Below are 20033 nucleotides of genomic sequence, written 5' to 3' on the forward strand. Positions count from 1 at the left end.
GGCTGCCGTGCTTCACAGAATCGGACAGGCAGTGCCGCCGCTGCCCGGCACCAGCGCCGGATTGCAGATGCGGGGCCGGCCGCCGGGGCTGATCACCACGCGCCGCTCGTACGAGGAATCGCTCTTGGCGACGACCTTGAAATTGCCGAGCTTCGAGGCGCGGCCAAGGCCATCGTAGGCCAGCGAGTTGACGTAGCCGGCGGTGCCGCCGCTGATCGACGCGCAGGTCGACAGCGGCAGTTCGACTTTCAGCAAGGGCTCGGCGGCATCGCGCCGGCCGTTGTCGTTGTCATCGAGATACATCAGATAACCGCGATCCCAGCCGATCGCCGCAGCCGTTGTGCAGGTCACACCGTCGACGGTCTTGCACAAAGCCACCGAACGGTCGCGCTTCAGCGCTTCGCTGCGCGCGGCGAGCAGCACGGTCAGCAGGGTATTGGCGCTGGTCACCGTGCAGTTCTGGCGCGCCATCGCGCCGAAGCTGGGCAGGCCGACGGTGACCAGGATCGCGACCACGGTCAGCACCACCATCAGTTCCAGCAAGGTGAAACCCTTGTTGTGAACCGCTGATTGCATGGGCTGAGCGGATTCCGGCAGGTCGATCCGTCAATTCGGATCGCGACCGCGAATCATAGCCGGGCGCGGCTCGCAATCAACGGCCGCGCCTGCGGAACAGATTTACTGGCGCTGCCTCAGGCCAGCAGCCTGCTCGCCTTGTGCAGAGCCTTGGCCAGCTGCTCCAGATCCTCGCGATTGTTGTAGACCGCGAGCGAGGCTCGCACCGTTGCCGGCACGCCGAAGCGCGCCATCAGCGGCATCGTGCAGTGATGGCCGGTGCGCACGGCGACGCCGTACTGATCGAGGATGGTGCCGATGTCCTGCGCGTGGCCGACGGTCATCACGAAGGACATCACGCCGCCCTTGTTCTTCGCGGTGCCGATCATCCGCAAGCCGGGAATTTCAGCGAGCAGCGCCGTGCCTTCGAGCAGCAAGGCATGTTCGTGGGCAGCAATGGCTTCGAGACCGACCGAGGCGATCCAGTCCAGCGCCGCGGCAAAGCCAACTGCGCCTGCCATGTCCGGCGTGCCGGCTTCGAAGCGATACGGCGCTTCGTTCCAGGTGCTTTCCTCGAAGCTGACGGTGCGGATCATGTCGCCACCGCCGTGCCAGGGCGGCATCGCGTCGAGGTGCTCGCGTTTGGCGACCAGGCAGCCGAAGCCGGTCGGGCCGTAGGCCTTGTGCGCCGAGCAGGTGAAGAAGTCGGCACCCAGGGCCGGGAAGTCGATCGCGATGTGAGCGACCGACTGCGCACCATCGACCAGCACCGGAATGCCGCGCGCCTTGGCCGCCGCGATCATCTGCTCGATTGGATTGACCGTGCCGAGCGAGTTCGAGACATGGACCACGGCGATGAACTTGGTCCGCTCGTTGAGCAGCGCCGTCCAGCCTTCGAAGTCGAGCGAGCCGTCATCGAGCACCGGCGCAGCGACGATCTTCGCGCCCTTTTCCTTGGCCACCAGCTGCCAGGGCACGATGTTCGAGTGGTGCTCCATGCCGGTCAGCAGGATCTCGTCGCCGGCTTGCAGACGCGGGCGCAGGAAGCTGTAGGCGACCAGGTTGATCGCTTCCGTGGTGCCACGGGTGAAGACGATTTCCTCGCGGGCGACGTTGAACCATTGCGCGATGCGATCACGCGCGCCTTCGTAGGCGGTGGTCGCGCGTTCGGCGAGATCGTGCACGGCGCGGTGCACGTTGGAATTCTTGTGCCGGTAGTAATCGTCGATCGCTGCCAGCACGCTTTCCGGCTTCTGCGTCGTCGCCGCGTTGTCGAGATAAGCGAGGCGGCCGCCACGCACCGGCTCCGACAGGATCGGAAACTGGGCGCGGATCGCATCGATATCGAAAGCCAGCGCAGGCTGGCCGGTCACGGGCGCGTTCATGCCTCGAAGTCCACGGTCAGTTCGGACGGCAGATGCAGCGCCGATTCGATGCGCGTGCGCAGTGCCGGCCATTCGATGCGATCGAGGATTTCCAGCGCGAACGCGCGCAGCAGCATGGCTCGGGCCACGTCCTTGGCGATGCCGCGGCTGCGCAGATAGGCGAGAGCCACTTCATCAAGCTGGCCGACTGTCGCGCCATGCGCGCACTTGACGTCGTCGGCGTAGATCTCCAGATCCGGCTTGGCGTTGACCTCGGCCTTGCGGCTGAGCAGCAGGTTGGCGATGCGCTGCTCGGAATCGGTCTTCTGTGCGCCTGGCTGAACCACGACCTTGCCGTTGAACACCGCCTTGGTCTTTTCGTCGACCAGACCGCGATAGGTCATCCGGCTGGTGCAATGCGGTGCTGCGTGCACGGCACGCACGTGGTTGTCGATGTGTGAATTCTTCGCCTGCGCGTACAGGCCGGCGACGATGGTTTCGGCACCGGACTCGGCAAGCACGACATCGAGATCGTGACGGATGAAGCCGCCGCCGAGGTCGACGGTCAGCGCTTCGAACTTCGCATCGCGCGACAGCTTGACGTCGATCCGCGTCACCAGGGTGCCGCCCACGGTTTCATTCTGGATGCGATACAGCGTCAGCTTGGCGCCGCGACCCAAACGCACGTCGAAGAAATGCGTGGCCAGCCGCTCGCCGCCATCACCGCTGAAATCGAGCAGCACGGTCGCTTCGGCCTGATCGCCGAGTTCGATGCGATGGCGCTGATGGCTCATCGATGCCTGCGCTTCGGCGCGGCTGATGAACAGCACCTGCAATGGCTTCTCGAGCTTGGTGTCGCGATCGAGGCGAAGACGCAGGCCGCCAGAGGCGAATGCCGCATTCAGCGCATCGACGCCGGTGGCCGGCGGCGGCAGTTCGCAGGTATCGCTGTGCCAGCGCGAGGTGCTCGGCGCATCCTGCAGATGGCCGTTGATGTAGACCAGCGCATCGGCGTCCGGCAGCAACGCGATCGGCGAGACATCGGCAGTCGTGACGTCCGGTTCGTAGTTGCGTTCGTTGAGCGCGCTCAGATCGCTGTAGCGCCAGTCTTCCTGATGCTTGTCCGGAAAGCCGGAGGCCAGGAAGCGCGAAAACTGCACGCTGCGCGGCGCGCGTTCGGCGGCGGTCAGGGCGTTGGCGTAGCGCTCGAACTGCGCGCTATAGGTCGCCAGTTCATGGGGCTGGGCTGACACTTACGCAGCCTCCAGCCAGCCGTAGCCTTTCTCTTCGAGTTCCTTGGCCAGCTCCGGGCCGCCGCTCTTGACGATGCGGCCGCGCGCCAGCACGTGCACGTAATCCGGCTGCACGTAGTCGAGCAGGCGCTGGTAATGGGTCACCAGCACAGTCGCGCGTTCCGGGCCACGCAGCGCGTTGATGCCGTCGGAAACGACCTTCAGCGCGTCGATATCGAGGCCGGAATCGGTTTCGTCGAGGATCATCAAGCGCGGCTGCAGCACCAGCATCTGGAGGATCTCGTTGCGCTTCTTCTCGCCACCGGAGAAGCCTTCGTTGACGCCGCGCGACAACATCTTCGGATCGATCTTCACCAGCTTGGCGCGATCGCGCACCCAGCTGAGGAAATCGTTCGGCGCGATCTCGGCTTCGCCCTGGTGCTTGCGGCGCGCATTGATCGCCGCCTTGAGCAAGGTCATGTTGCTGACGCCGGGAATCTCGACCGGATACTGGAAGCCGAGAAAGATGCCTTCGCAGGCACGAACTTCCGGGTCCAGATCGAGCAGATTCTTGCCGTCGAAGAGCACGGTGCCTTCGGTGACTTCGTAGCCTTCACGGCCGGCAATGACGTTCGACAGCGTCGATTTGCCGGAGCCGTTCGGGCCCATGATCGCGTGCACTTCGCCGGGTTTGATCGACAGGTTGAGCCCCTTGAGGATTTCCTTCTCTTCGACGCGGGCGTGGAGGTTGTTGATTTCAAGCATGGACAGTTTGCTGCTCCAGATAGCCCCAGTCGGCGAACTGCCGCTGCAGGCTGGGCTCATGCGCAAATGCGCGGAAATACAGATATTCGGGGGCGAGATCGAGATCGCCGTGCCAGTGCAGCGTGCCGTGTTCCAGCCGGAACTCGGCGAACACGGCCGGATCGAGCAGGCTTGCGAAGACCGGAGGCAGACCCGACTCGATCAATGCTGTGAAATCCATCCGGCCGCGACGTCCGTCGCTGAACGTCAGTTGCAGGACGTAATCGGCAGCCTGACAGGCCTCGCTGATCTCCGGCATGGCGTCAGCCAACCGCCCCTTCGAGTGATACGGCGAGCAGCTTCTGCGCCTCGACGGCGAACTCCATCGGTAGTTCCTTGAACACGTCCTTGCAGAAGCCGTTGACGATCATGCTGACCGCTTCTTCCTCGCCGATGCCCCGGGCGCGGCAGTAGAACAGCTGGTCGTCGGCGATCTTGGAGGTGGTGGCTTCGTGCTCCAGGGTCGCGGTCGGGTTGCGCACTTCGGTGTACGGGAAGGTGTGGGCGCCGCACTGATCGCCGATCAGCAGGGAATCGCACTGGGTGTAGTTGCGCGCGCCTTCGGCCGATTCGAGGATGCGGACCAGACCGCGATAGCTCTGCTGGCCGCGGCCGGCAGCGATGCCTTTCGAGACGATCGTCGACTTGGTGCGCTTGCCGATGTGGATCATCTTGGTGCCGGTATCGGCCTGCTGCCGATGATTGGTCAGCGCCACCGAATAGAACTCGCCAACCGAGTCATCGCCGCGAAGAATGCAGCTCGGGTATTTCCAGGTGATCGCCGAGCCGGTTTCGACCTGGGTCCAGCTGATCTTCGAGCGCGCGCCACGGCAGTCGCCGCGCTTGGTCACGAAGTTGTAGATGCCGCCCTTGCCGTCTTCGTCGCCGGGATACCAGTTCTGCACCGTCGAGTACTTGATCTCTGCATCGTCGAGCGCCACCAGTTCGACGACCGCGGCGTGCAGCTGGTTCTCGTCGCGCTGCGGCGCGGTGCAGCCTTCGAGGTAGCTCACATGCGAGCCTTCCTCGGCGATGATCAGGGTGCGCTCGAACTGGCCGGTGTTGCGTTCGTTGATGCGGAAATAGGTGCTCAGTTCCATCGGGCAGCGCACGCCCTTCGGGATGAACACGAACGAGCCTTCGGTGAACACGGCAGTGTTCAGCGCGGCGAAGAAGTTGTCGGCGAATGGCACCACCGAGCCGAGATACTTCTTGACCAGTTCCGGATGGCTCTTCACCGCTTCCGACAGCGGGCAGAAGATCACGCCGGCTTCGAGCAGCTTCTTCTTGAAGGTGGTGCCGACCGACACCGAATCGAACACCACGTCGACGGCGACGTTCTGCACGCCGGCAAGCATTTCCTGCTCGCGCAGCGGAATGCCGAGCTTCTTGTAGGTCTCGAGCAACTTCGGGTCGACATCGGCCAAGGTCTGCGGGCCGTCCTTCATCGACTTCGGCTGCGAGTAGTAGGAAATCGACTGGTAGTCGACCTTCTGATAGTCGACATGCGCCCACTCCGGCTCGGTCATCGTCAGCCAGCGGCGATAGGCCTTGAGACGGAAGTTCAGCAGCCACTCGGGCTCGTCCTTCTTCGCCGAGATCAGACGGATCACGTCCTCGGAAAGACCGGGCGGGACCTTGTCGGCCTCGATGTCGGTGATGAAACCAGCGCTATAGAGCTTTCGGCTGGTGACCATCGCGGTCACATCGCGGACGTTTGCTGCGGCGCTGGTCTGGGGGTTGGCTGCCATGGTGGTTGCTGGTCCCTGGTTCAATTCGAAAGTCGGTTCATTCGTGGCTATTCATTCGCGGCGTTTCACTCGCGGGCGGCGACGGCATGCAAGGGCACGGTCTTGCCGTGCAGGCGCGCGCTATGGATCTGGGCACGCGGCGCGGCCATCTGCGCCAGGGTGACGGCGGACAGGGCCTGACGCACGGCCTCGTCGATCAGACGCCAGTTCGAGCGCGAGGTGCAGCTGCCTTCGATCGTGCAGCCGCCGCCGTGCTGCGCACAGGCGGTAATAGCGATCGGCCCTTCGAGTGCGGAGACGACATCGGCCACAGTGATCGTTTCGGCGCCGCGGGCGAGGCGGTATCCGCCGTGGGTACCGCGCGTCGACGCCACCAGCCCGCCCTTGACCAGCAACTTCAGCAGCTTGGCGACGGTCGGCGCCGCCACGTGCGAGCGCGCCGCCAGCTCCTGCGCGTTCAGGCAGGCGGCCGGTTCCAGCGCCAGCGTGGTCATCACGAGCGTGCCGTAATCGGTGAGCTTGGCGATCTTGAGCATGGGGCGGAATCCGATGTTGGCCCGATAGGGGACCGAACTGGTGCGGATTATATCAGCCACGGCCGCGTCGTTTTTTCCGCGTCCACCTGCGCGACAATGAATGGCCGATCACCGACTTACGACAAGAACGAATGAGCGAGACCTGGGCCAAAGAATGGGACATCGCCCCCGAGCACGTGCACCAGCTGCCGGTAACCGTGCAGCCGGCCGATACCGACGAGATGGGCCATACCAACAACGTCGTCTATCTCGGCTGGCTGGAACGAGTGGCCTGGAGCCATTCGCATGCGCTGGGCATGAACATGGAGCGCTATCGCGCGCTCGATGCCGGCTGCGTCGCCCGCCGTCACGAACTCGACTATCTGGCGCCAAGCTTTGCCAGCGACGAGCTGCTGCTCGGCACCTGGATCATCGACAACGATCAGCGCATCACCATGTGGCGCGGCTACCAGATCATCCGGCCATCCGACGGCAAGACGGTGATGCGCGCGCGCACTTTGTGGGTCTGCGTCGACATGAAACGTGGCCGGCCGCGTCGTCAGCCGCCGGAGTTTCTGGCGGTCTACAAGGCCGTCGGCGACGGCAGCACGCCCGCCTGATTCAGCGCAGCCAGCGCAGTTCCGGCGGCGCACCGAGCACGGCGCGGACGATCGCGTTCTGGCGGAACTCGCGGCCCAGCGCTTCGGCGAAACCGGGTTGCGGATCGCAGAGCAGCACGCCGACTTCGGCCGGCCAGACGCCTTCAGGATCCAGCGCCACGCTCGGCAACCTGCGGACGCCGGCCGCATCGAGCCGGCCCTGCAACTCGGCCATCGCTTGCGCGTTGTCTTCGTCCCCGGCGATTTCGCCGAGCGGGTTGCAGGCGGTGACGATCGCCCAATTCGAATCGATGTCGCAGCGGGCGGCGAGCAGCCTTTCGGTCGCCGCATCGACCTCGCCGATGCGCACTTCGACCGGGCCCGCCGGCGTGCTGACCACATAGCGGGCCAGGCGATACGCGGCGTGCAGCTTGGCGACTTCGAGCAGCTCGCGCAGCACGGCCGAAAGTTCGGGAATGCGCGCGTTCAGCGTGTGATCGCCGTTGAGCATGGTCAGCTGCGCCTTGTGCGTATGGGCAAAGCGCAGCGCCGCTTCCGGTGACACCACGTCGTCGTCCCAGCCGTGAACGACGCGGGTCAGCGCCGGCGGTGGTGGCGGTTCGCGGTCGTAGCCGGGGAAGTACAGCGCCGGAGCGATCAGGAACAGGCCGTCCGGCTCCAGGCCGCCGGCCGCCATCGCCGACACATAGCCGCCCATGCTGGAGCCAGCCAGCACCAGCGCGCCGCGCGCTTTCGGCGCCAGTTCGAGTAGCTGCTCGACCCGGCGGTCCGGGTCCATCGTCTGTCTATAATCTGGCGAGATCACCATGTAGCCGCAGGCCTCGGCAACCTTGGCCAGCTGGCTGATCTTGATGCCCCAGGGACCGCTTTCCTTGCCGTGGGCGAATACCAGAAGGTGGTTTGGTAGTGGGGCGGGCAGCGTTTTAGCAGCAGTCATGGAGACGGAACGTGGGCAAGAAAGAAGACCCCGATAGCGTAGACGCCAAGCCGCGCCGCCGTCGCCGCAACGAGCCGCTGGAAGTGAAGCTGACCCTGCGCTACCGCTTCGGCGACGAGCCGGACGACACCGTGACGATGATGAACGACCGCGCGATCCCGATGGTCGACAGCGTGTTCAAGAACCGCGACCGCATCGTCCGCGCATTCGCGATGACCCTGGTCCGTGCCGGCATCAGCAAGCCGAAGGTGGTCAGCGAACTGGTGCCGGGGCTGGGTCTGCTGAGGAAGATGACCGGGCAGAAAGCGAAGAAGCGTTGAACCTATGGACTCGCATTGATGGAAACCCTCACGCTCTACCGTCCTACCGGCCCAGCCGAGTTAGAACTTGTTAAGGAGAGTGGTTATCTGCGCTGGCCACCACGCCTTCCAGAACAGCCGATCTTCTATCCCGTGACCAACGAGCAATATGCGGTAGAGATCGCGAGCCGCTGGAACGTTAAAGATAGCGGCGTTGGTTATGTCACCCGGTTTCTGGTTCGCGCCGACTTTATGAAGCGTTACGAGATTCAGAATGTGGGTGCCGCGCACCACACCGAGTGGTGGATTCCTGCTGACGAGCTTGAACAGTTCAACGAAAACATCGTCGGCGTAATCGAGGTTATTGCCGAGTTTCGCGGCGAAATCTAATCCGCGATTCAAGCAACGATCCAGCTTTTAGCCCGGCTTCCAGCGACTCGGCGCAACGCCGGTCCAGCGCTGAAAGGCGTGGGTGAAGCTGGACGTATCCGAGTAGCCGAGCAGGTACGTGATCTCGCTGATCGAATGCCGCGCTTCGCGCAGATAGGACAGCGCCAGTTCGCGGCGCGCATCGTCGAGCACGGTCTTGTAGCTTGTGCCTTCGTCGGCTAATCGCCGCTGAAGGCTGCGGCTGGACAGGTGCAGTGCTTCGGCGGCGCGATCCTGGCTGGGCTCGCCACGCGGCAATTGTTCAATCAGTACTGCGCGCAGGCGCTCGCGGACCAATGATTTGCCGAACCGCGCCAGATAGCGTGCCGCCACTTCATCGTTCTGCCGCGCCAGTTCCGGATTCGCGGTTTCCAGCGGCACATCGAAGGCGGCGGCGTCGAAGATCAATTCGTTGCGATCGGCGCCGAACACGACCGGCGCTTTGAACGCGCGCAGCCATGGGTCTGGATTGGCCGGTTGTGCGCGGCGCAGCCGCACTTCGAGCGGCGCGTGATCGCGTGCATACAGACCCCGGCAAAGACGGACGACGACGAACGCGAAAGCATCGACGGCTTCCGGAATCGGCGCATGGCCGTCAGCGGTCGGCGCGATCTCGTAGATGCACTGCGCGCCGTCGCAGCGAAAGCGCAGCTCGGCGCCATCGCTGACCACGCGGAAATAGCGCAGCAGCCGCTCGAAGGCTTCGCGCAGGGTCGCCGAGGCCGACAGCGAATAGCCGAGCGCGTGGAAGGTCAGCAGTCCGGACTGGCGGGCCACGGTCAGCGCGAAGGCCGGATCGCCGGTGGCCTCGACCGCAAGCTGCCAGAGCCGGTTGGTCCGGGTGACCGGGTAGCGCGCCTGGGCATCGGCGAGTGCGGCGATATCGAGCCCGGCTTCGGCGAACAGGGCCGCGCTGTCGACACCGGCGGCATCGAGCGCCTTGCGGATCGCCCGGGCCCAGCTGGTCAGCGTGGTCGCCGTGGTGGCCCTGACTATTGGAATCGGCAGCTTGTCGTGCACGGACAACATCGTGGCGTCGGCGATCAGGCGGGCGTGGCGGGGCGGGACAACAATGCATCGCATCGTAATCCAGCGATCGTCCGGAAACTCACCATGAGCACAGCAGTCATCGACCCCAGCCGCATGAGCGACGAGCAGAAGGCCGCGCACATCAAGGCCGTGGTCACTGCCGAAGGCCAGCGGCTGCGCGAGGCGCATCCGATCCTCAAGCATCAGAACGCGATCGGTGCGGCGATTCTCGCGATCTCCTGGCTCGGCATCATCGCCTGCGGCCGGGCGTACTACGAGGGCGCGCTGTCGGCCTGGCTGTGCATTCCGCTGGTCGCGATCTTCGCCTCACTGACGCATGAGCTGGAGCACGACCTCATCCACTGGATGTACTTCAAAAAGACCCCCTGGGCGCATCACACGATGATGGCGCTGGTCTGGCTGGCACGGCCGACGACGATCAACCCCTGGGCGCGGCGCACGCTGCATTTCAACCATCACAAGTTCTCGGGCCAGCAGAACGATCTCGAAGAGCGCGCGATCACCAATGGCGAGCGCTGGGGCATCAAGCGCCTGCTGATGACCGGCGACAACGTGCTGTCGGTGGCGCTGCGCATGGGCAAGGTGCCGGCGCACAAGCGCGCCAAGCTGTTCCTGAGCGCGGCGGCTGGCTATTTCCCGCTTGGCTGGCTGCAGATCGGCATCTGGTACAACTTTCTGGGCTTCCACGCGATCAATGGCGCTGCGCAGCTGGCCGGTACCGAGATCGTCTGGTGGTCGTGGATCCTGACTGCTATGCAGGTGATCAACTTCCTCACCGTGACCTGGATCGCGCCGAACGTGCTGCGCAGCTTCAGCCTGCACTTCGTCAGCTCGAACATGCATTACTTCGGTGACGTCGAGCCCGGCAACGAGCTGCAGCAGTGCCAGGTGCTGAACGCCTGGTGGATGACGCCGTTCCATCTGTTCTGCTTCAACTTCGGCTCTACCCATGCGATCCATCATTTCGTGGTCAAGGAACCGTTCTACATCCGCCAGATGAGCGCGCCGGTGGCCCACAAGGTGATGCGCGAGATGGGCGTGCGTTTCAATGATGTCGGCACCTTCGGGCGAGCCAATCGCTGGACCCAAGCCAAAGCCTGATCGCGAGGCGTCGGCCACGAAAAAGCCCGAGGGCGGATCTTCCGCCCTCGGGCTTTTTCTTGTTGCTGAAGACGACTAGAGGATCGTTGGATTCGGCGCGTCGCCGTAGACGGCCTTCGGGTCGAACATCTTTTCGCTCTCTTCGAACTTCAGCACGCGAGAGAAGTCACCTTCGCCGGTCGGGATCGAGCGATAGAAGCAGGAGCGGTAGCCGACGTGGCAGCTGGCATCGCCGGGAATTTCGACCCGCAGCCAGACCGCATCCTGATCGTCGTCGATACGCATCTCGACCACCTTCTGCACCAGGCCAGAGGTCGCGCCCTTGTGCCACAGCACCTTCCGCGAGCGGCTGTAGTAATGCGCTTCGCCGGTGGTGATCGTCAGCTTCAGCGCTTCGGCGTTCATGTAGCCGAGCATCAGCACTTCGCCGGTATTCGCCGCCGTGGTCACGCAGGCGATCAGGCCGTGTTCGTCGAATTTCGGCGCGAGGTCGTGACCTTCCTCGACCTGTTCGATGGTCTGGCGGGCTTCGAAACGGACATCTTGATTGGCGGCAGTCATGGCGGCTCAGCAGATCAAACGGGTCTGGCGGGCGGCGATTATAAACGCGCCGGCTGAACTAGCCGGCGCGAGTGCCATTTGAAGATCAATAAGCCGCCGGACCACGGGGCGGGCGACGGCCGCCGCCGCGGTTGTCGTCATCGTCCCGAGGCGCCCGCTGCGTCGGCGCCTGTATCGGCGGACGCTGCGCCGGTTCGGGCTGTTGACGCTGCGGCGCGGAGTAACGGCTCGGCGCGTCGTTCCGGTCGTTGCGGTAGTCGTTGCGACCGTCGCGACCATCGTTTCGAGCCGTAGGACGCTGACCAGGGACCGTCGGCGGCTGACGATTCTGATCGCGGCCCTGGTCGCGTTCCGATGAATCACCGCGCTGACCCGGCGGCAGCGGCGGCGCAACGACCGGCGGACGATGATCGCCACCGTAGCCGTTGCCGCGATCCGGATCGCGTGGCCGCGGGCGGCCCGGATTCGGGTCGGCGTAGATCGGCGGCTCGGAATTGCGCGGCCGACCATTGCCATCGCGGTCACGACCGCGGCCGTCATGATCCCAGTTGCGGTCGTCATCGCGGCGGCCGTTGTAGCCGGGCGGGTAGTAACGCTGGCCGCGGTAGTAACCCTGGCCGTTGCCGTAATAAGGCCGGCCGTCGTAGTAGCCGCCGCCATAGTAGTAGCCGCCGTACCAGCCCGGGTTGTACCAGCCGGCGCCGTAATAGCCGGGGCCGTAATAGGAATCGGGGTAGCCGTAGGATTCGTAGCGCACCACCACGTCGCGCTGGCTGCGGCCGCCGTAGTCATCGTCGTAGGTTTCGAGCGGCGTGCAGGCTGCGATCGTGGCAGCGATGCCGATCAGGGACAGAACACGAACGATGATTTTGACGGGAGCCTTGTTCATGGCCGAACTGTACGCCGCCGATCTGAATTGCCGCTGAACGAAAACCGACTTTCGCCCGCGCTCAGCGCAGACGCCGGGCGATCGCCCCTTTCATCACGCCTTCGTAGGCGCGCACGGCGATGTCCCGGCCCGGCCGAGCAGCAGCAGCCAGGCCGGCGAGGTGGTCGGCAATGCATTCTACCGTGGTGTCGGTTTCAAGCAGATCGCAGCGCTCGGCCGGCAGTTCCATCGCGAACGCGCCTTCGGCCGAGGTGTACTCGTAACGCTGGCGGGCGTTGGCCGTCGACACCCGATCTTCGCGGGTGCCGAGGTAGATGTCGGCCCAGCGCGCGGCCTGCTCGGCTTCGAGTGCGGCATCGCGAACGCCGTCAACCAGGATCTCGATCCGCGAGCGATGGCCGTGGGCGATGCGCTGGCAATGGCCGGCATGCTTCTTCAGGCCGTGCGTGTAGTGGTAGTACGGGCCGCTGATCGCTTCGCTGCGCAGGTTCAGAACCAGTTCGGCGACGTTGGCCGGCACCACGGCCGCCAGCACCGGCTTCAGATGTGCGGTCAGCGCCTCAGCGGTCACGCTTTCGGCATCGAGCAGGGTCACGGCGATCGCCGGCGAGCTGTGCTCGATCGCGCCCGCCGCCGGGCCACGGAATTCCAGATCGACTCTGCCGCCGGCTTCATGCACGGATAGCCCGGCGTGGCGGCGCGGCACGATCAGCGTGTGATCGGCGCTGTCATCCAGCGCGCGCTTCAGGCCCTTCTTGACCTCGCCGAAGTCCAGCACCATCGACTGCGCGTCCAGCTCGCCGCGCAGTTCGATGTCGACGATCCAGCTTTCGCCAACCACGCCGCGCTGCGCATCGAGATAGGCGCAGTCGATGACGGTGAGTTGTTCGACGAACAGGCTGGACAGGACGCGGGACATGGCGGAACGCGAGGATGCTTGGGGATTTTCGGGGGATTTGCGGCGCACAGTGTAGCGCCGCGTCATCTGCTGGCCGGACAATCAGGCCCCGTATCGGAGCCGAACCATGTCTTGTTCTTCACGTTTGACCATTTTCGTGTCGCTTGCCTTGAGTTCGCTGCTGCCGCTGAGCGCCATTGCCGAGGTGGTCAAATCGAGCGAACAGGGCTTCCTCGCCCGCAACCGGCTGATCATCGCCGCGCCGCCGGCGAAGGTCTGGGCAGCGCTGATCGAACCCGCGCGCTGGTGGAACCAGGAGCACAGCTGGTCCGGCAAGGCGGCCAACTTCAGCCTCGATGCGCGGGCCGGCGGCTGTTTCTGCGAACGCCTTGCCGACGGCGGCAGCGTCGAGCATCAGCATGTCGTGATGGTCACGCCGAATCACCTGCTGCGACTGACCGGCGGCCTTGGTCCGCTGCAGGCCGAGGCGGTCAACGCAGTGCTGAGCTGGGAGCTGAAGGCCGATGGCGAGCGCACCATCCTCAGCCAGACCTACGTCGTAAGCGGTCAGGCCGCGGGCGGTCTGGCCGGTTGGGCGACGCCGGTCGACGGGGTCATCCGCGAGCAGCTGGAACGCCTGCAGAAACTGATCGAAACCGGCAAGCCGGACTCTGCAGCGGCCACGAAGTAGGGCAGGAGCGATGGTTTAGAATCGCGGCCTTCCAAGGATTCGCCGTTCTCACGCCATGTCTGTCACCACCCGCTTCGCTCCGTCCCCGACCGGTTTTCTGCACATCGGCGGCGCGCGCACCGCGCTGTTCTCCTATCTGTACGCGAAGCGCGACAACGGCAAGTTCCTGCTGCGCATCGAGGACACCGATCGCGAGCGCTCCACCCAGGAAGCGGTCGACGCGATCTTCGAAGGCATGGCCTGGCTCGGTCTGAATGGCGACAACGCCGAGCCGATCTACCAGACCCAGCGTTTCGATCGCTACAAGGAAGTGATCGCCCAGATGCTGGTTGAGGGCACGGCTTACCACTGCTATGCCAGCAAGGAAGAGCTCGACGCGCTGCGTGCCGAGCAGATGGCCAACAAGCAGAAGCCGCGCTACGACGGCCGCTGGCGTCCGGAGGCCGGCAAGGTATTGCCGGCGCCGCCGGCTGGCGTCGCGCCGGTGGTGCGCTTTCGCAATCCGACTGAAGGCGAGGTCGTCCTCGATGACCTGATCAAGGGCAGGATCGTGTTCGCAAGCGACGAGCTGGACGATCTGATCATCGCCCGCAGCGACGGCACGCCCACCTACAACTTCTGCGTCGTCGTCGACGACTGGGACATGGGCGTCACCCACGTCATCCGCGGTGATGACCACGTCAACAACACGCCGCGCCAGATCAACATCCTGCGCGCGCTTGGTGCGACGCCGCCGGCCTACGCCCATGTCTCGATGATCCTCGGCAGCGACGGCGCCAAGCTGTCCAAGCGCCACGGCGCGCTCGGCGTCATGGAATACCGGGCGATGGGCTTCCTGCCGGAAGCGCTGCTGAATTACCTGGTTCGCCTCGGCTGGAGCCACGGCGATCAGGAGTTGTTCACCCGCGAGGAAATGATCGCCAAGTTCGACTTCGACCATGTCTCGGCAAGCCCGGGACGTTTCGACATGGAGAAGGCCTGGTGGGTCAATCACCAGTACCTGAAGAGTGTCGATCCGGCCGTCGTGGTGCCCGAGTTCACCTGGCATCTGGAAAGGATCGGCGTCGATGTCGCCACCGGCCCGAGCCTGACCGCGATCATCGAGCAGCAGCGCGAGCGCTGCCGGTCGCTGGTCGAGATGGCGGAGAAGTCGAAGTTCTTCTTCGCCGACCTCGACGGCTACAACGAGAAAGATGCCGCCAAGCACTTCAACGCCGATTCGCTGGCCCTGCTCGGCGAACTGCGCACCCAGCTGGAAGCGCTGCCGGAATGGACCACCGAAGCGCTGCATGCGGCGGTCAACGGCTTTGCCGAAGCCAAGGGTCTGGGTCTCGGCAAGATCGCCCAGCCGATCCGGGTTGCCGTCTGCGGCATGGCGGTGTCGCCGCCGATCGACGCAACGCTGTTCCTGCTCGGCCGTGAGCGGACGCTGGCGCGGCTGGCCGCCGCCGTCGCCCGCGCCTGAAGCTGCTGCCGCTCTTTACTGAATACGGAACACCGAACATGTCTATTTCCATCACCTTCCCCGACGGCAACGTCAAAGCCTTCGATGTCCCGCCGACTGGCCTCGCGATCGCCACCGGCATTTCACCGGGCCTGGCCAAGAAAGCCGTCGTCGTTCGCGTCAACGGCGAGTTGTGGGACCTGAACCGGCCGATCGATCGCGATGCCGCGTTCGAGATCGTCACTCGCGACAAGCCCGAAGCGCTCGAAGTGCTCCGCCACGACGCCGCCCATGTACTGGCGCAGGCGGTGCAGGAGCTGTTTCCTGGCACCCAAGTGACCTTCGGGCCATCGACCGAGTACGGCTTCTATTACGACTTTGCCCGTCCGGAGCCGTTTACCGAGGCCGATCTGGCGACCATCGAGCAGCGGATGCGCAACATCGTCAAGCGCGACCTGCCGATCGTCCGCGAGGTGTGGTCGCATGCAGAAGCGGTCAAACACTTCGAGAAGGCCGGCGAAAGTTTCAAGGCCGAGTGGATTCGGGATGGCATCGCGGCCGACGAAGAGCTGACCATCTACAGGCAGGGCGATGCATGGCTGGACATGTGCCTGGGCCCGCATCTGCCATCGACCGGCAAGCTCGGCACCGCGTTCAAGCTGACTCGCGTGTCCGGCGCCTACTGGCGCGGCGATGCCAACAACGCCCAGCTGCAGCGCATCTACGGCCTGGCCTTCGCCAACGATGCCGATCTCGAAGCTCATCTGAAGATGGTCGAGGAAGCCGAGAAGCGCGATCACCGCAAGCTCGGCAAGCAGCTCGATCTCTATCACCAGCAGGAAGAAGCGCCGGGCATGGTGTTCTGGCATCCGAAGGGCTGGGCGATCTGGCAGGCGGTCGAGCAGTACGTGCGCAAGGTCTACAAGGCCGGCGGCTATCAGGAAGTGCGCGGCCCGCAGATCATGGACGTCAGCCTGTGGAAGAAGTCCGGGCACTGGGATAACTACCAGGACAACATGTTCTTCACCGAAAGCGAGAAGCGCACCTACGCGATCAAGCCGATGAACTGCCCGGGCCACGTGCAGATCTTCAATGCCGGCCTGCGCAGCTATCGCGATCTTCCGGTGCGCTACGCCGAGTTCGGCGGCTGCCATCGCAATGAACCGAGCGGTGCGTTGCACGGCATCATGCGCGTGCGCGCCTTTACCCAGGACGACGGCCACATCTTCTGCACCGAAGCGCAGATCGAACCGGAAGTGACCGCGTTCCATCAGCAGGCGATGCAGGTCTACGCCGACTTCGGTTTCACCAATCTCGACGTCAAGCTGGCGCTGCGTCCGGACAAGCGACTGGGCGATGACGCCACCTGGGATCGCGCCGAAGATGCGCTGCGCTCGGCCCTGCGCGCCGCCGGCGTCGCCAGTTGGACCGAGCTGCCGGGCGAGGGCGCGTTCTACGGCCCGAAGATCGAATATCACCTGAAGGATTCGATCGGCCGCGCCTGGCAGGTTGGCACCATGCAGGTCGATTTCATGATGCCCGAGCGGCTGGGCGCGACTTATGTCGACGAGAACTCCGCGCGCCAGCATCCGGTGATGCTGCATCGGGCGATCGTCGGTTCGATGGAGCGCTTCATCGGCATCCTGATCGAGCATCACGCCGGCGCGCTGCCGTATTGGCTGGCGCCAGTGCAGGCCGTGGTCACGCCGATCGTGTCGGACGCCGATGCCTACGCGACCGAAGTCGCCGCGGAACTGAGCAAGCTCGACGTCCGTGTGCAGACCGATCTGCGCAACGAGAAGATCAACTACAAGATCCGCGAGCACTCGCTGCAGAAAGTGCCGGTGATCATCGTCGTCGGCCGCAAGGAAGCTGAAGAGCGCACCGTGACGTTGCGTCGCCTCGGTTCGGAACGGCAGGAAACCCTGTCGCTGGCCGATGCACTGCTGCAGTTGCAGACCGCCTGAGTTCGCCCATGCGCCTGATCCGTGTTGCCGCCGCCGGCCTGTTGCTGGTTTCTGCGTCGGTCTTCGCTGCCGAGGCCGCAGCGCCTTACACGCTGCTCAAGGGCGAGTGGGAGCAGGGCGGCTTGCTGATCGGCAAGGCGGCGCCGGGCAGCAAGCTCAGCTTCGAGGGCCAGACCTTGAAGCTCAGCGACGATGGCCGTTTCGTGATCGGCCTCGATCGCGATGCCAAGCCCGAAGTCGAACTGCGGATCACCCCGCCGGGCGGCGTTGCCATCGTCGAGACGCATGACGTTGCCAAACGCGAATGGGACGTGCAGGCGCTGACCGGCATCGAGCCGAAGTTCGTCGACCCGCCGGCCAAGGTGCAGAAGCGCATCGCCGCCGAGCAGGTGATCATCAAGCGCGCCCGAACCCGAGATACCGCGATCGACGATTTCGCCACGCCATTCATCTGGCCGGCGAAGGGCCGCATCAGCGGCGTCTTCGGCAGCCAGCGCGTGCTCAATGGCAAGCCGAAATCGCCGCATTACGGTGTCGACGTTGCGGTGCCGGTCGGCACGCCGCTGGTCGCCGCGGCGGGCGGCATCGTCAGCCTTGCCGAGCCGGATCTCTACTTCACCGGTGGCACCGTATTCATCGACCACGGCCACGGCCTGCAGTCGGTGATGGTCCACATGTCGAGGCTCGATGTGAAGGTCGGCGACCGCATCGAGCAGGGGCAGCAGGTCGGCCTGAGCGGCGCCACTGGCCGTGTCACCGGCCCGCATCTGCACTGGGGCCTGTACTGGTTCGAGCAGAAGGTCGACGCCCAGAAGCACACCGGGCCGATGCCGGCGAACTAGATCGCTCGGCCGCGCAGTTCAGCCAGTTCCGCTTCAAGTCTGGCAATCCGCTCGTACAGGGGCTCCACGGCGCCGCGCAGCTGCGTTTCCGTGTAGCGCGGCGTGATGTGTTGCGAGCAGTTCCAGTCGTAGGCTTCAACCGCAATCATCGCGATCCGCTCCATCGCCGCGCGATACGGGTAAGGCCGTAATGCCGCCACCAGCGTTTCATCGGCTTCGGCCACATCGACCAGCTTCATCCGGCCGAGAATCTTCAGCCGGCGGCGGTTCTGGTAGTCGACCAGGAACAGCGCCACGCGATCGTTGCCCACCAGATTGCCGGCCGAGATGTACTGGCGGTTGCCGCGGAAATCCGCGTAGGCCAGTCGCCTGGCATCGAGCACTTTCAGGAAGCCCGCCGGGCCGCCGCGATGTTGCAGGTAAGGCCAGCCGGTTTCGGAAACGCTGGCCTGATAGAAACTGTCGCGGCGGGCGATGAAGTTCGCCTCGGTTTCGCTGAGTCTGTCGAACGGCCCGTTGTCATCGCGGTAGCGGGCCATGTCCAGCGCCGCACTGTAGTGCGTCTGCATCGCCAGCACGTCGGGCGTGAACATCAGTTCGGCATAGCGGTGCGGCATGGCGGTGTCCTTGCGAGCGCTTGTGACGAGAGTGTCATCACCCTGACTTAATCTGAACGATCTTGACTTGATCTGGAGCCGTTCATGCAATTCGATCATCGCACCGGCCGCTGGCAGCGGCGTAGCCAGCACCTCGACCGCCGCAGCGTGTTGCGTGGTGGCCTGCTGGGTTTGGGACTGGTCGCTGTCGGCGGTGGTCTGGCGTCTTGCCAGGGCGGCGGTTCGGCGGATGGCGGCACGCGTGGCGATGGCGTTGGCGGGCGCGGTGCGCTCGCCGATCTAGGCCCGCTGTCGACGACGCCGGACGTCAATGATCTATTGCTGCCAGCCGGCTTCACCGCCCGTGTCATCGGCCGCGCCGGCGAAGCCGTGCTGGGCACCAGCTTCCGCTGGCATACCGATCCGGACGGCGCCGCCGTGTTCGCCAAGCCGGATGGCGGCTGGGTCTATGTCTCCAATCGCGAGCATCTGCCCGGCGGCGTCAACGCTATCGCCTTCAATGCCCAGGGCGTGATCGAACGCGCCTACGAAATCCTGCCCGGTGCGCTCAGCCGCACCAACTGCGGTGGTGGCGTGACGCCGTGGCAGACCTGGTTCAGCGGCGAGGAATTCGATCGCGGCCTGATCTGGGAATGCGATCCCTTCGGCGTCGCCGAGCCGCAGAACTGGCCGCTGCTCGGCCGCTTCAAGCACGAAGCGGCGACGGTCGATCCCGCCGCGAACATCGTTTACCTGACCGAGGACGAACCGGACGGCCGCTTCTACCGCTTCCTGTCCGACGCCCCGAACATCGGCGGCCGCGCCGATCTGAGCCGTGGCCGTTTGCAGGCGCTGCGCATCCTGGCCGATGCAATGCTGATCAACACGCCCGGGCAGGGCAGTCGCTATCCGGTCGAGTGGCTCGACATCGCCGAGCCGAATCCACGCCTGGGCCTGCTGTCATCGGCGGTCCCGACTCGCAAGCAGCAGCCGGACAGCTTTGCGTTCAACGGCGGTGAAGGCATCTGGCAGCAGCGCGGTGTCGTCTACTTCTCGACCAAGGGCGACCGCCGGGTCTGGGCGCTCGATGTCGCTGCGCAGAGTCTGCAGGTGATTTACGACGATGCCGCGTTCGCAACGCCGCCGCTGACCAGTGTCGACAATCTGGTGATGACGCCGGGCGGCGACGTGATCGTCGCCGAGGATCAGAACAGCGAACAGATGGCTGTCGCGATCCGCCCGGATGGCCGCTTCCAGCCGCTGGTGCAACTCGGGCCCAAGCATGTCGGCTCCGAAGTCACCGGCCCGGCGTTCTCGCCGGATGGCCGTTTCTTCTATTTCAGCTCGCAGCGCGGCACCAGCAATCTGGTCGGCACCGACGGCGTGACCTATGCGGTGGAAGGGCCCTGGTGGAAGGTCTGAGCTAGTCGGGTCGGGCCGGGAGGCGAAGCCCGCCCAGCGAAAAGGCGGAGCCGCTTGCGCGGCCCC

The 20033-nt window shown here is 64.8% G+C and carries 22 protein-coding genes; 9 read left to right on the forward strand and 13 right to left on the reverse strand.

The window, feature by feature from the left end; genetic code table 11:
* Nucleotides 1-12: 12 nt before the first annotated feature.
* The 7 genes from G513_RS24595 to G513_RS0101785 form a co-directional block, all read right to left on the reverse strand.
* The gene (locus G513_RS24595; protein WP_022975110.1) at nucleotides 13-576 is read right to left on the reverse strand and encodes a GspH/FimT family pseudopilin; all 564 of its coding nucleotides are present in this window, start codon (nucleotides 574-576) and stop codon (nucleotides 13-15) included.
* 116 nt (nucleotides 577-692) lie between these two features.
* Entirely contained in the window at nucleotides 693-1940 is a 1248-nt protein-coding gene (locus tag G513_RS0101760; RefSeq protein WP_022975111.1) for an aminotransferase class V-fold PLP-dependent enzyme, read from the reverse strand.
* Complete coding sequence (gene sufD / locus G513_RS20865; RefSeq protein WP_022975112.1) at nucleotides 1937-3172, reverse strand: Fe-S cluster assembly protein SufD; 1236 nt, start codon at nucleotides 3170-3172, stop codon at nucleotides 1937-1939. The genes G513_RS0101760 and sufD overlap by 4 nt, the downstream gene beginning before the upstream one ends.
* Nucleotides 3173-3916 carry a Fe-S cluster assembly ATPase SufC gene (gene sufC, locus G513_RS0101770; RefSeq protein ID WP_022975113.1) on the reverse strand — a complete coding sequence of 248 codons (744 nt, stop codon included), beginning with the start codon at nucleotides 3914-3916 and terminating at the stop codon, nucleotides 3173-3175.
* Nucleotides 3909-4226: a DUF2442 domain-containing protein gene (locus tag G513_RS0101775; protein ID WP_211219590.1), complete on the reverse strand. Its 318-nt coding sequence runs from the start codon at nucleotides 4224-4226 to the stop codon at nucleotides 3909-3911. Before G513_RS0101775 ends, sufC begins: the two co-directional genes overlap by 8 nt.
* Nucleotides 4219-5706, reverse strand: coding sequence for a Fe-S cluster assembly protein SufB (sufB, locus tag G513_RS0101780; protein WP_022975115.1), 1488 nt, complete (start codon nucleotides 5704-5706; stop codon nucleotides 4219-4221). Before sufB ends, G513_RS0101775 begins: the two co-directional genes overlap by 8 nt.
* Before the next feature lie 65 nt (nucleotides 5707-5771).
* Nucleotides 5772-6242: an SUF system Fe-S cluster assembly regulator gene (locus tag G513_RS0101785; protein WP_022975116.1), complete on the reverse strand. Its 471-nt coding sequence runs from the start codon at nucleotides 6240-6242 to the stop codon at nucleotides 5772-5774.
* Nucleotides 6243-6373: 131 nt separating this feature from the next.
* Between G513_RS0101785 and G513_RS0101790 the strand changes: the two genes are divergently transcribed.
* Nucleotides 6374-6841: an acyl-CoA thioesterase gene (locus G513_RS0101790; protein WP_022975117.1), complete on the forward strand. Its 468-nt coding sequence runs from the start codon at nucleotides 6374-6376 to the stop codon at nucleotides 6839-6841.
* A gap of 1 nt (nucleotide 6842) precedes the next feature.
* Here G513_RS0101790 and G513_RS25280 read toward each other — a convergent pair whose 3' ends face one another.
* Nucleotides 6843-7778, reverse strand: coding sequence for a DUF3293 domain-containing protein (locus G513_RS25280; protein ID WP_022975118.1), 936 nt, complete (start codon nucleotides 7776-7778; stop codon nucleotides 6843-6845).
* An 11-nt stretch (nucleotides 7779-7789) separates the two neighbouring features.
* Between G513_RS25280 and G513_RS20875 the strand changes: the two genes are divergently transcribed.
* Together G513_RS20875 and G513_RS0101805 are read left to right on the forward strand one after the other, a co-directional pair.
* On the forward strand, nucleotides 7790-8098 hold the full coding sequence (locus G513_RS20875; protein ID WP_022975119.1) for a hypothetical protein: 309 nt from the start codon (nucleotides 7790-7792) through the stop codon (nucleotides 8096-8098).
* A gap of 18 nt (nucleotides 8099-8116) precedes the next feature.
* Entirely contained in the window at nucleotides 8117-8467 is a 351-nt protein-coding gene (locus G513_RS0101805) for a hypothetical protein (protein WP_022975120.1), read from the forward strand.
* A 27-nt stretch (nucleotides 8468-8494) separates the two neighbouring features.
* Here G513_RS0101805 and G513_RS0101810 read toward each other — a convergent pair whose 3' ends face one another.
* On the reverse strand, nucleotides 8495-9535 hold the full coding sequence (locus G513_RS0101810; protein ID WP_051144335.1) for an AraC family transcriptional regulator: 1041 nt from the start codon (nucleotides 9533-9535) through the stop codon (nucleotides 8495-8497).
* A gap of 84 nt (nucleotides 9536-9619) precedes the next feature.
* Here G513_RS0101810 and G513_RS0101815 point away from each other — a divergent pair, with 84 nt between their 5' ends.
* On the forward strand, nucleotides 9620-10657 hold the full coding sequence (locus tag G513_RS0101815; RefSeq protein ID WP_022975122.1) for a fatty acid desaturase: 1038 nt from the start codon (nucleotides 9620-9622) through the stop codon (nucleotides 10655-10657).
* A 75-nt stretch (nucleotides 10658-10732) separates the two neighbouring features.
* Here the strand turns inward: G513_RS0101815 and hisI are convergent, their stop codons facing one another.
* From hisI to G513_RS0101830, 3 genes are all read right to left on the reverse strand, one after another.
* Nucleotides 10733-11218 carry a phosphoribosyl-AMP cyclohydrolase gene (hisI, locus tag G513_RS0101820; RefSeq protein WP_022975123.1) on the reverse strand — a complete coding sequence of 162 codons (486 nt, stop codon included), beginning with the start codon at nucleotides 11216-11218 and terminating at the stop codon, nucleotides 10733-10735.
* Between the two features lie 85 nt (nucleotides 11219-11303).
* Nucleotides 11304-12107, reverse strand: a complete 804-nt coding sequence (locus tag G513_RS24600; protein ID WP_022975124.1) for a hypothetical protein — start codon at nucleotides 12105-12107, stop codon at nucleotides 11304-11306.
* Between the two features lie 61 nt (nucleotides 12108-12168).
* Nucleotides 12169-13026, reverse strand: coding sequence for a 6-carboxytetrahydropterin synthase (locus G513_RS0101830; RefSeq protein WP_022975125.1), 858 nt, complete (start codon nucleotides 13024-13026; stop codon nucleotides 12169-12171).
* Between the two features lie 106 nt (nucleotides 13027-13132).
* Between G513_RS0101830 and G513_RS20885 the strand changes: the two genes are divergently transcribed.
* From G513_RS20885 to G513_RS0101850, 4 genes are read left to right on the forward strand one after another with little or no spacing between them, the layout of a single operon-like run.
* Nucleotides 13133-13696, forward strand: coding sequence for an SRPBCC family protein (locus G513_RS20885; protein ID WP_033417091.1), 564 nt, complete (start codon nucleotides 13133-13135; stop codon nucleotides 13694-13696).
* A 55-nt stretch (nucleotides 13697-13751) separates the two neighbouring features.
* Nucleotides 13752-15161 (forward strand): glutamate--tRNA ligase, encoded by a 1410-nt coding sequence (gene gltX, locus G513_RS0101840; RefSeq protein ID WP_022975127.1) that lies wholly within the window; start codon nucleotides 13752-13754, stop codon nucleotides 15159-15161.
* A 38-nt stretch (nucleotides 15162-15199) separates the two neighbouring features.
* Entirely contained in the window at nucleotides 15200-17107 is a 1908-nt protein-coding gene (thrS, locus tag G513_RS0101845) for a threonine--tRNA ligase (protein WP_022975128.1), read from the forward strand.
* A gap of 8 nt (nucleotides 17108-17115) precedes the next feature.
* On the forward strand, nucleotides 17116-17949 hold the full coding sequence (locus G513_RS0101850; protein WP_022975129.1) for a M23 family metallopeptidase: 834 nt from the start codon (nucleotides 17116-17118) through the stop codon (nucleotides 17947-17949).
* Here the strand turns inward: G513_RS0101850 and G513_RS0101855 are convergent.
* A complete protein-coding gene (locus G513_RS0101855) occupies nucleotides 17946-18566 on the reverse strand; it encodes a pyridoxamine 5'-phosphate oxidase family protein (RefSeq protein WP_022975130.1) in 621 nt (206 codons plus the stop codon). The genes G513_RS0101850 and G513_RS0101855 overlap by 4 nt on opposite strands.
* An 84-nt stretch (nucleotides 18567-18650) precedes the next feature.
* Between G513_RS0101855 and G513_RS0101860 the strand changes: the two genes are divergently transcribed.
* Nucleotides 18651-19967 carry an alkaline phosphatase PhoX gene (locus G513_RS0101860; RefSeq protein ID WP_022975131.1) on the forward strand — a complete coding sequence of 439 codons (1317 nt, stop codon included), beginning with the start codon at nucleotides 18651-18653 and terminating at the stop codon, nucleotides 19965-19967.
* The last annotated feature ends 66 nt before the right edge of the window (nucleotides 19968-20033 follow it).

Source organism: Nevskia ramosa DSM 11499, from assembly GCF_000420645.1.
Classification (GTDB): domain Bacteria; phylum Pseudomonadota; class Gammaproteobacteria; order Nevskiales; family Nevskiaceae; genus Nevskia; species Nevskia ramosa.